We start from the raw sequence: 11,247 nt of genomic DNA on the forward strand, positions 1-11,247 counted from the left end.
TAGCAATTGTTTGCATCGAAATGGTTTGTATGGTAAAATCTAACAAATATATCAAGAGGTGAGACGCAAGTGAACTATGCTATTAAAAAAGAAAAAAACTGCCTGCTGGTAGCTGTTTTTGGAGAGATTGATATAAGCATAACGGATTCATTGCGTGAGGATGTAGACCGGGCACTGGATAATTACGGGTCGGGGCAACTTGTGATTGATCTAAGCGGAGTTGATTTTATCGATAGTTCAGGCCTTGGCGTTATTTTGGGAAGATATAAAAAAGTTGCCGGTAAAGGCGGAAAAGTTTTCCTGGCCGGAGCCAAACCCCAGGTTAAAAAGGTGCTGGAATTGTCCGGCTTGTTAAACCTGATGGAAGAATATAATACTGCTGCCGAGGTAATTGATAAGATATCTTAACTCGTTTTTTAATTATTTACGGTAAAATAATGTGTAACTAGTAAGGAGTCAGGAGGCAGAAGACAGGAGTCAGGAGTACTAAAGAAAGAACAGAAAAGTTTATTGTTTAGTATATTATTCTGACTGCTGAATTCTGACTCTTTGAGATTTAAGGGGGCGGACAGATATGAATAAGGCGGTAATTGAATTTTCAAGCCGGGCGGAGAACGTTGCCTTTGCCAGGGTGGCGGTGACGGCGTTTGTTTCCCAGCTGGATTTTACTTTATCTGAATTAGAGGAGTTAAAAGTGGCGGTATCTGAGGCGGTTTCCAACGCAATTGTACATGGTTACGCCAGTGATCCCGATCAAAACGTCAGGCTTGAAATCCGAGTAGCGGATAACTACCTGGAAATAGAGACAATCGATACAGGTAGAGGGATAGATGATATCGCCAAAGCGCTTGAGCCGGCCTATTCCACTGACCCCGAAAGAATGGGGCTGGGCTTTGCCTTTATGCAATCATTTATGGACAAGCTGGATGTAAAATCGGAACCGGGGCGGGGGACCAGAGTAAAAATGGTTAGGAAAGTGAGGGCTCCCGGCCGGGCAGCGGTGCGAGAGCACTAGGAGGGCGTCCATGAGCAGTAGATTAATTGAAATGAATTTGCCCCGTTTTCCATTGCTAAAAGATGAGGAAATGAAACAATTATTGGCCAGAGCCCAGGCGGGGGACGCCCAGGCCAGGGAGAGGCTGGTGAATTGCAACTTGAAGCTGGTATTCAACCTGGTCAAAAGGTTTCAGAACCGGGGCTATGAGCTGGAAGATCTTTTTCAAATCGGTTGTATTGGCTTAATGAAAGCAATTGATAAATTTGATTTATCATATAATGTGCGTTTTTCAACCTATGCCGTACCGATGATTGTCGGTGAAATCAGGCGATTTTTAAGGGACGATAATCCAATAAAGGTAAGCCGCTCGATTAAAGAAACAGCTTATAAAATTCAGCAGTCCCGGGAGTCGCTGGTATCCAAACTGGGTAGAGAGCCAACCATTTCTGAAATAGCCGACGAATTGGACGTATCTCGCGAAGAGGTTATAACTGCCCTGGAAGCAGTTCAGGCACCTGCTTCAATTTACGAAACTCTGCATCAGGATGACGGAGACCCGATTTATTTGCTGGACCAGTTGAGCGAAAGTGATGGTAATGACCTTAACTGGCTTGACAACATTGCTATAAAAGAAGTACTCAAGCAACTTCCGGACAGGGACAGATTAATTTTGCTTTGGCGGTTTTTTGGTGATAAAACGCAGGGGGAAATTGCAGATAAACTTGGGCTTTCGCAGGTACAGGTTTCACGCCTGGAACGCCAGGCGCTGAAAAAGCTGCACGAGATGATGGAAAATGTCAATTAGAATGGGGTTTAACCGATAACGAATAAAAAAACGTATATGACAAATAATACAATTGCCGTAAGAATCATAGTAACTAAAGGAGGAAATGATTATGCAGATTAGAGTTATGGAAATGGTCGGGGAATCCAAGGAAGGGTGGCGCAGTGCGGTGCAGTCAGCTGTTTCCGAGGCGTCAAGAAACGTTCATAATATAGTTGGTGTGGAAGTGGTAAACTTTACAGCCAATGTGGACAATGGAAGAGTTGTAGACTATAGAGCCAACGTAAAAATTGCCCATACCAGTTAAAGACACCGCGAGGTGTCTTTACTTTTCTAATCGACAAACGAACGACAAATAATAAAGAAGACTTGGTTCAGGTGGGGTTTTGACCCATACGTTGGGGACATACCTCGACCCAAAAGTTTGACCCATAAGTAGAGGTGTGTCCCCTTTCCTTATGCGAGGCGGGAGTCTTAGCGGCGGTTAACGAGATCAACTTAATCAATCCAAGGAGTCTTTGATGGTGAATAAGCCTGTAAATGTCATAGTCGTAACCGATGGTGATATGGTTGCCAAGAAAACCGTAGAAACTGCAGCTCGTAATATAGGAGCCAGGTGTATATCAGCCTCCGCCGGTAATCCTACTGTTTTAAACGGTGAAGAACTTGTTAAACTAATCAAAAAGGCGGCTCATGATCCGGTGGTGGTAATGCTGGATGACAAAGGCTACCACGGCCAGGGCCGTGGTGAATCGGCGCTGGCTTATATTGCCGGCCATCCCGATATTAACATTTTAGGCGCTCTGGCAGTTGCTTCCAACACGGTGGAGACTGAAGGCGCACATGTGGATATATCGGTGGATTGTAACGGAAATCTAATTGACGGTCCCGTGGACAAACTGGGCCGGGTGAACGATTTTAAGGAGCAAACCATTAATGGCGATACCGTTGAGGTTTTAGATGATCTAAAATTGCCGGTAGTCATCGGCATTGGTGATGTAGGCAAAATGGACGGGGCTGATGATTATGCTTTTGGTGCGCCCTTAACTACTAAAGCGCTGCGGGAAATTCTTAAAAGGAGTGGATATGATGGCGCCCGCTGCAATTGAAGATAAAACCAGTCTGAGTAAAGATCTTAAGGTTAACCAGGACCTGCTGGATGAAAAACTTGCTTTTGATAAAAATTTTGACCTAGTCAGGCGGGAAATGGAAATAGGCGGCAAAAAGGTGCTTATGGTTTTCGTGGACGCCTTCGCCAATGCCGACCTAATGGTGGAAATCCTGCAAAAATTAACGGCACTGGACCGGCAGGACCTGTCGGTGGATGCTTTTAAAAAGCTCTTTTACCAGCACATTAATTACGTTGAAGTTGATCAAACCGAGTATTTGGAAGACCTGATCGAAAAAATGTTATCCGGTCCCCTGGTGCTGCTGGTTGACGGCATTGACCATGGCATCATACTGGACGTGCGCACATACCCTGCACGCAGTCCCCAGGAGCCGGACCTGGAAAAGGTGGTGCGAGGTTCAAGAGACGGGTTTACGGAAACCCTTGTTTTCAACACAGCGCTGATCAGAAGGCGTATTCGCGATCCCAAACTGCGCATGGAGTATATCCAGGCAGGGAACCGTTCTAAAACGGATATTGTTATCTCCTATATTGAAGATGTCGCCAATGAAGACCTGGTGCAAACCATCAGGGAGAAAATATCAAGCATCAATATCGATGGCCTTCCCATGGCTGAGAAAGCTGTGGAAGAATTAATTTTGCCGGGCAGTTACTGGAACCCTTTGCCCCGTGTAAGGTACACGGAAAGACCCGATGTGGCGGCCATACACCTGCTGGAGGGGCATGTGCTGGTTATGGTTGATACTTCACCCAGTATAATGATAGCGCCGGTTACTTATTTCCATCATTTGCAGCATGCAGAAGAATACCGCCAGAGCCCTTCGATTGGAATATACTTGCGGTGGATCAGATTTATCGGAGTGGCTGCTTCCATTATTTTAACGCCCCTGTGGCTGCTGGCAGTTTTGCAGCCGCAAATATTACCCAATTGGCTGTCCTTCATCGGTCCGGATAAAGTCGGGAAAGTACCGATATTTCTCCAGTTTCTGATTGCAGAAATAGCAGTGGATATGGTTAGAATGGCAACAATCCACACACCGACGGCGCTGGCCACGGCAGTCGGTATCATTGCCGCCTTGTTGATAGGGGATATGGCCGTTGGCGTAGGGCTGTTTAACGCGGAAGTAATTATGTACACCGCCGCTGTGGTGGTAGGCAATTATCTTACTCCCAGTTATGAACTTAGCCTGGTGAACCGCCTGTTTCGCCTGTTCCTGCTGGTAATGGTGGGTTTGTTCAAATTACCCGGGATGATCATCGGCTTGGCCTTGATTATGGCGCTGTTGGTGTTCAGCAAATCCTTCGGTATCCCGTACTTCTGGCCGGTGATTCCATTTAACGCCAAAGCATTATTGAACATACTGATTCGCAAACCGGTCCCCACAAGCAATATCCGGCCCAAAATAGTACACCCGCGTGATTCCGACCGTCAGGGTGTGCCTGTCCCGGCCCGCAAGGTCGGCAAAGAACAGGGCAAGAATGGCAATAGCAACCCAAAAGATAAAAACGATAAACAGAAGTAATAAAAGGTTATTTAAGAAACCTAATAAATTTCCAAGTGCAGCCTACGGGCTGCTTTATCTCTTTATAAGATAACATCTATGCGCCAGTAACAAGTAGCGTGAGAATTTTTCAGGGTAGTATACGCAGCTAAATTTTAGTCCATAATAATCTAATGTATTGGTTACTATGCAGATTGTCACCAAGTACTACTTCGAATTTAGTAGTCAGCAGCCGGCAGTCAAATAATTATTCTGACTCCTGAATTCTGACTCCTGATTTAAGACTTTCCGGAGGTTAAAAATGTCAATAAAAGTTGGTATACCCAGGGCTCTGCTCTACTACTACTTCTATCCCCAGTGGCTGTCCTTTTTTCAGCACCTTGGCGTTGAACCGGTTGTTTCTCACAAGACCACCCGCGGGCTGCTGGAGAAGGGATTGCGCTCTACCGTCGACGAGGCCTGTCTGCCGGTTAAACTGGCTGTAGGACATGTTCTCGATCTAAAGGATCGGGTAGATTATCTATTTTTACCACGCATGGTCAGCATGGCCAGGCGCGAGTATATTTGTCCCAAGTTTTTGGGATTTCCCGACATGGTTCGCAACACAATTGATAATTTGCCGCCGGTTATTGATATTAACCTGGACTTATACCGCAGGGGAAGCAATACCTATACGTTCTATCAAGCACTGGGGAAAATCTTTACCAAAAATCCCGCCCGTATCTACCTGGCCTACCGGGCTTCGTGTCAGGCACTTGGAGAATATTGTAAACAGCTGGAGTCGGGATTGCTGCCGGGCGAGTTAAAAACATTGTGCAGCAATGGAAACAACGGGATGGCTGATGTAACTATAGCCGTAATCGGACACCCCTATAACATTTACGATCGTTTTATTAGTATGGATATGATTAAACGGCTGTCTGAAAGCGGTGTCAACGTGGTAACTGCTGATCACCTGGCCGAGAGCGTGATCAGGAGGGAGGCCGGCAAACTTCCCAAACAGTTGTTTTGGACATTAAATCAGCGCATGATCGGTGCCGCTTATCGCTATTTCAACGAACCGGAAATACACGGGCTGATTCACGTGGCCTCTTTCGGGTGCGGGCCGGATTCTATGACCGGCGAGCTGATAGAGAGATTTGCCCGCAGCAGGTCTACCAAACCCCTGCTGGTGCTGACCCTGGATGAACACACCGGGGAGGCTGGGATGGTTACCCGTTTAGAAGCATTTTTGGATATGGTGCGCTGGCGCCGCAACCTGGCGGATGTGGCCGTCACTTTATAACGTTGTAACAAGTCGGAGGCGAGGTGCAATAATTTGATAGTGACCTATCCCCACATGGGTTATATGTGGATATGTGTTAAAGCTATGCTTGAATACCTGGGAGTGGAAGTTGCCCTTCCGCCGCCCACCACTAAAAAAACACTTCTGCTGGGGGTTAAACACGGGCCCGAGTTTGCCTGTATGCCGTTAAAACTGAATTTGGGCAATTTTATGGAAGCAGCGGAATTGGGTGCCGATACCATGGTGATGGCCGGGGGCTGCGGTCCCTGCAGATTTGGCTATTACGCGCAGGTGGAGCACGCAATTTTGCAGGATCTGGGCTACCGGTATGATTTAGTGGTCCTTGAACCGCCTGAAAAGCACATTGGCGAACTGCTGGGCAAGATCAGGCATATTACCGGCAACAGCTCCTGGCGGCAAGTCGTTAAAGGAATCAATTTTGGTTATAAGAAAGCCCAGGCAGTGGATGAGTTGGAGCAAATGGCCCACTATGCCAGGCCGCGCGAAATCTTACGGGGCGCAACCGACCGTGCTTTTAAAACCGCACTGGCGGAAATTGTCGCGGTACGGCAGCCGGAAGAACTGCCGGTAGCCGCAGAGCGGGCTATGGCAATAATGCAAAGTATTAAGCTTGATGAACACAGACAGGTTGTCCGGATAGGCATTGTTGGTGAAATATATACTTTGCTGGAGCCGTTTGCCAATATGGATATAGAGAAAAAACTCGGGGAAATGGGTGTGGAGGTCGACCGGTCCATTTTTTTAAGCGAATGGATTAATGATCACCTGTTTATGGGCTTTGGCCGCAATGTTCGTTCCAGCAAGGAGGCCCTGCAAAAAGCGGTTGCTTATCTGGGCCATTTTGTCGGCGGGCACGGCCTGGAAACAGTGGGCAATACAATTTTATACGCTGAAAAAGGTTATGACGGGGTGTTGCAGGTGCTTCCGTTTACTTGTATGCCAGAAATTGTAGCTCAAAGCATCCTGCCCCGGATAAGTGATGATATGGGTATACCGGTGATGACGCTCATTGTTGATGAACAGTCCGGTGAGGCGGGATTGGTGACAAGATTGGAAGCATTTGTGGATTTGCTGACGAGAAAAAAACAACTTAGGGAGGGCCTGGCCTGATCATGTACGGATATCTTGGAATTGATGTCGGTTCGGTTAGCACAAATCTTGTGATGATGGGAGAAGACGGCACAGTCAAACACAGTATCTACCTGCGCACCAGGGGCAAGCCGATTGAAGCTGTGCAGACAGGTCTGAAAATGATGAAAATTGCCCTGCCGTCTAAAATTAAAGTGGCCGGAGTAGGCACGACCGGCAGCGGCAGGCACCTGGCCGGGGTAATAACCGGCGCGGATATTGTTAAAAATGAAATTACAACCCATGCCATCGCTGCCTCCAATGTAGTCCCGGGAGTTCAAACCATTCTGGAAATCGGGGGCCAGGATTCCAAAATCATTGTTTTACGCAATGGTGTTGTCGCCGATTTCGCCATGAATACCGTTTGTGCCGCGGGAACCGGATCTTTTCTGGACCAGCAGGCCTCCCGGTTGAATATCGACATAGAGGAGTTTGGCCCGCTGGCGCTGCAAGCCAAGGTGCCGGTGCGGATTGCCGGACGCTGCGCCGTCTTTGCCGAGAGCGATATGATCCATAAGCAGCAGATGGGTTATAATGTGGAGGATATACTGGCCGGGCTGTGTGAGGCGCTGGTGCGCAATTATCTAAATAATGTGGGTAAAGGCAAGGAAATCCTTGCCCCGGTAGTATTTCAAGGCGGAGTGGCGGCTAACTCCGGTATGAAGTGGGCCTTTGAAAAGTCGCTGGAAACGGAAGTCATTATCCCGCCGTATTTCAATGTTATGGGAGCCCTGGGGGCGGCGCTGCTGGCACGTGAGGCAACTTCCCGCAAAAATACTGATTTTTACGGGTTTGAAGTCGCCGATAAAGATTTTAAGGCTGGCGGCTTTGCCTGCGACGGTTGTCCCAATGTTTGTGAAGTCGTGGAAATAACCGAATCAGAAAAAGTTATTGCCCGCTGGGGTGACCGCTGCGGCCGGTGGAGTAATGTGCTGGAACAAAGTGAAAAAATTAGTTAGCGCGCTATTGCATAAAGATTTGACCTAGTCTACAATGGTTTTATATTTTTTAAACCTGAGTAGAGAGGAGTCTGAGTAAAGATGAGTAGTGATGTAAAAATTCTACTTTCTGAAAAAGAAATGCCCGAAAAATGGTATAATATCATGGCGGACATGCCTAATTTGCCGAAACCGCCGCTAAATCCTGCAACGAAGGAACCGGTGGGACCGGAGGATCTTTCGGCGATATTTCCCATGGAGTTGATTAAGCAGGAGGTCAGCCAGGAACGCTGGATTGAAATACCCGACGAAGTGCGCGAAATATACAAGCTGTGGCGTCCTTCACCCCTGTACAGGGCCAGGCGTCTGGAAAAAGCGCTGGATACTCCGGCTAAAATTTACTATAAATATGAGGGCGCCAGCCCTCCGGGCAGCCACAAGTTGAATACAGCTCTACCCCAAGCCTATTATAATAAGCAAGAAGGAATTACCAAGCTAACCACAGAAACCGGTGCAGGTCAGTGGGGCATGGCTTTAAGTCAGGCCTGTAATTTTTTCAATATGGAATGCAAGGTTTTCATGGTTAAGGTAAGTTACCAGCAAAAACCATATCGCCGTTCAGTAATGCAAATTTTTGGATCGTCTGTTTTCCCCAGTCCCAGTACTGAAACTGAATCAGGGCGTAAACTGCTGGCAGCCGATCCCGATTCACCGGGCAGCCTGGGTATTGCTATCAGTGAGGCAGTGGAGATTGCCGCTCAGCGTGACGATACCAACTATGCCCTGGGCAGCGTGTTAAACCATGTTTTGATTCACCAGTCTGTTATTGGTCTTGAAGCCAAGGAGCAAATGGCCAAGGCCGGGGATTATCCTGACATTGTAATTGCCTGCTGCGGCGGAGGCAGCAACTTTGGCGGCATGGCTTTCCCCTTCATTCATGATAAAATTGTAAATGGTGCCAAGACAAGGTTTATAGCGGTAGAGCCTTCGGCCTGTCCAACCCTGACCAGGGGCGTGCTTGGCTACGATTATGGCGATGTGGCCGGGCTGACGCCGCTTTTATACATGTATACTCTGGGAGCTGAGTTTATGCCTCCGGGAATCCACTCCGGCGGTTTGCGCTACCATGGTGATTCACCGCTGGTAAGCCAGCTGCTGAAAGACGGCATAATTGAAGCCACTTCACTGGGACAGACAGCTATTTTTGAAGGCGCGATTTTGTTTGCCAGGAATGAAGGGATTGTACCCGCACCGGAATCATCCCATGCCATTCAATGTGCCATAAATGAAGCGCTGGCAGCCCGGGAAGCCGGAGAAGCCAAAACCATACTGTTTAATTTAAGCGGGCACGGGCTGCTTGACCTTCCTTCTTACGATGCCTTTATGGCCGGAAAACTTGAGGATTATCCACTTCCCGAGGGTATTTTAAACAAGGCTTTAGGCAACTTGCCCAAGATTTAATTAAGGTATTCAGGAGTCGGGAGTCGGAATTCAGAATGTCCCGCACAGGTTCTCTAGTTCTTGCTACTGACTTCTAAGTTATACATATACTGGATAATAGCTTGCAGAGTAATACGCTTGCAGAAACTCCGGGGGTGGTATATTTACCACCCCCTCTTTATGTTATTGCGAGGAAGCGACGGTGGCCATTTCTTTTATAAATTGACTAATATAAATTGTTTATGTTAAAATGTGCAAAATATAATACCTCATCTCCAACAGGGGGTGAGTAGAGGTGCGGTTTGCATAAGTAATTACGGTGAGGACCGGGAATGCGATGATCCGTAATGAAAGGGTAAACTGCCGAAGTCCGGCTAAAACCCCGTAAATGCCGGGCTGGGCCGGCGTCAAACAGGCGTCGGACTGTCACCCGGGCTCTATTTCCGGGTGGAGGGCTATTCACCGAGGAGAGCAAGGATTGCGTTAAAGAACAGTGGCCTTTCGCTCTTATTGGGACGGAGGCTTTTTTGTTTGCTGGAGCATAAAATAGTGTAATTGAATGGGGGCATGAAACTGATGAAATTGCAGGGAACAATGAAAATTAATGATAAGGGACACCTGGAAATCGGAGGGTGCGATGCCGTAGATCTGGCCAAGCGTTTTGGCACACCCTTATATGTAATGGACGAACAGCAATTCCGTCAAAATTGCCGCAATTATTACCGGGCCTTTACTGACAAATACGACGGCACTGTTATCTATGCCGGTAAAACTCTGCTGACCATGGCTATCTGCCATATTATAGCGGAAGAAGGATTGAGCCTGGACGTGGTATCCGGCGGAGAGTTATACACGGCATGGAAGGCCCGGTTTCCCATGGAGCGAGTATTCTTTCACGGCAACAATAAAACCCGGGTTGAATTAAAAATGGCTCTGGATTTCAAAGTTGGGCGCATCATGGCTGACAATTTATATGAGTTGGAAACGTTGAACCACCTGGCGGGAGAAGCTGGAGTCAAGCCTCGCGTTTTACTGCGGCTGACGCCGGGAGTGGAGGCCCATACCCACGAGTATATTAAAACAGGACAGGTGGACAGTAAGTTCGGTATGGCCATTGAAACCGGCCAGGCCATGGAAGCGGTAAAAATAGCCCTGGGCCTGGAAAATATCAATCTTACCGGGTTCCACTGCCATATCGGCTCCCAGATTTTTGAGCTGGAGTCTTACGCTCATGCTGCCGATGTGATGATGTCTTTTGCCAGGGAGGTGAAAGCTGAGACCGGGTGGGCACCCTATGAAATGAATCTTGGGGGAGGGCTGGGGATTTATTATGCCCTGGGTGATGAACCTCAGTCAGTGGAAAAATATGCCGACACAGCTGTTCGGGCAGTGCAAGAACTGGCCGAAAAATACCACCTGCCCATGCCAAGGGTTATGGTGGAGCCGGGACGCTCCATCAGCGGTCCCGCCGGAACAACCCTATATACGGTGGGGGCAATTAAAGACATCCCGGGGGTGCGTAAGTATGTTGCGGTGGACGGAGGCATGGGTGACAACCCCAGACCGGCCATGTACCAGTCCAGGTACGAGGCCATCATCGCCAACCGGGCTGCCGAGCCAATCGAAGAAAAAGTATCTATTGCCGGCAAATGCTGCGAATCAGGTGATATGCTGATCTGGGATATCGAACTGCCCGCTCTGCAGCCAGGCGACATACTTGCCGTATCGGCCACAGGTGCTTATAACTACTCCATGTCCATGAATTATAACCGGTTGCCGCGCCCCGCCATGGTATTGGTGCGGGAAGGTGAAGCAGATGTAATCGTGGCCAGGGAAACCTACGATGATTTGCTTAGAAATGACCTGGTTCCCGACCGTTTAAAGAAAAAAGGAACGGTTAAGCTGGCCGAAGCCGGCACTGCCTAGTTGAGATTGCTTCGCTGCGCTTGCAAGATAGCTCCCATGCCCTGACGGTTACAAAATTAACCTGTCAGGGCATTTGCAATTATGGTATAATATAAAA

The 11,247-nt window shown here is 48.1% G+C and carries 11 protein-coding genes and 1 riboswitch; all 11 genes read left to right on the forward strand.

Annotation, left to right across the window (positions count from 1 at the left end; translation table 11 throughout):
• Positions 1-69: 69 nt before the first annotated feature.
• The 11 genes from BM056_RS00570 to lysA all read left to right on the forward strand — a co-directional run bounded on the left by BM056_RS00570 (position 70) and on the right by lysA (position 11,150).
• Positions 70-408 carry an STAS domain-containing protein gene (locus tag BM056_RS00570; RefSeq protein ID WP_092467664.1) on the forward strand — a complete coding sequence of 113 codons (339 nt, stop codon included), beginning with the start codon at positions 70-72 and terminating at the stop codon, positions 406-408.
• A 166-nt stretch (positions 409-574) separates the two neighbouring features.
• Complete coding sequence (spoIIAB, locus tag BM056_RS00575; protein ID WP_092467666.1) at positions 575-1,015, forward strand: anti-sigma F factor; 441 nt, start codon at positions 575-577, stop codon at positions 1,013-1,015.
• A 10-nt stretch (positions 1,016-1,025) separates the two neighbouring features.
• Positions 1,026-1,802, forward strand: a complete 777-nt coding sequence (gene sigF / locus BM056_RS00580; protein WP_092467668.1) for an RNA polymerase sporulation sigma factor SigF — start codon at positions 1,026-1,028, stop codon at positions 1,800-1,802.
• 91 nt (positions 1,803-1,893) lie between these two features.
• Positions 1,894-2,088: a dodecin family protein gene (locus tag BM056_RS00585; RefSeq protein ID WP_092467670.1), complete on the forward strand. Its 195-nt coding sequence runs from the start codon at positions 1,894-1,896 to the stop codon at positions 2,086-2,088.
• A 214-nt stretch (positions 2,089-2,302) separates the two neighbouring features.
• The gene (gene spoVAEA, locus BM056_RS00590; protein WP_165613329.1) at positions 2,303-2,890 is read left to right on the forward strand and encodes a stage V sporulation protein SpoVABEA; all 588 of its coding nucleotides are present in this window, start codon (positions 2,303-2,305) and stop codon (positions 2,888-2,890) included.
• The gene (locus BM056_RS00595; protein ID WP_092467672.1) at positions 2,871-4,433 is read left to right on the forward strand and encodes a spore germination protein; all 1,563 of its coding nucleotides are present in this window, start codon (positions 2,871-2,873) and stop codon (positions 4,431-4,433) included. Before spoVAEA ends, BM056_RS00595 begins: the two co-directional genes overlap by 20 nt.
• Before the next feature lie 280 nt (positions 4,434-4,713).
• On the forward strand, positions 4,714-5,697 hold the full coding sequence (locus BM056_RS00600; RefSeq protein ID WP_092467674.1) for an acyl-CoA dehydratase activase-related protein: 984 nt from the start codon (positions 4,714-4,716) through the stop codon (positions 5,695-5,697).
• A gap of 33 nt (positions 5,698-5,730) precedes the next feature.
• The gene (locus BM056_RS00605; RefSeq protein WP_092467675.1) at positions 5,731-6,828 is read left to right on the forward strand and encodes a CoA protein activase; all 1,098 of its coding nucleotides are present in this window, start codon (positions 5,731-5,733) and stop codon (positions 6,826-6,828) included.
• Between the two features lie 2 nt (positions 6,829-6,830).
• Positions 6,831-7,805 carry an acyl-CoA dehydratase activase gene (locus BM056_RS00610; protein WP_092467677.1) on the forward strand — a complete coding sequence of 325 codons (975 nt, stop codon included), beginning with the start codon at positions 6,831-6,833 and terminating at the stop codon, positions 7,803-7,805.
• An 81-nt stretch (positions 7,806-7,886) separates the two neighbouring features.
• Positions 7,887-9,245: a TrpB-like pyridoxal phosphate-dependent enzyme gene (locus tag BM056_RS00615; protein ID WP_092467679.1), complete on the forward strand. Its 1,359-nt coding sequence runs from the start codon at positions 7,887-7,889 to the stop codon at positions 9,243-9,245.
• Between the two features lie 261 nt (positions 9,246-9,506).
• Positions 9,507-9,690, forward strand: a riboswitch (Lysine riboswitch).
• A 110-nt stretch (positions 9,691-9,800) separates the two neighbouring features.
• A complete protein-coding gene (gene lysA / locus BM056_RS00620) occupies positions 9,801-11,150 on the forward strand; it encodes a diaminopimelate decarboxylase (RefSeq protein ID WP_092467681.1) in 1,350 nt (449 codons plus the stop codon).
• Positions 11,151-11,247 lie beyond the last annotated feature (97 nt).

This window comes from Desulfotruncus arcticus DSM 17038 (genome assembly GCF_900113335.1).
Lineage (GTDB): Bacteria > Bacillota > Desulfotomaculia > Desulfotomaculales > Desulfallaceae > Desulfotruncus > Desulfotruncus arcticus.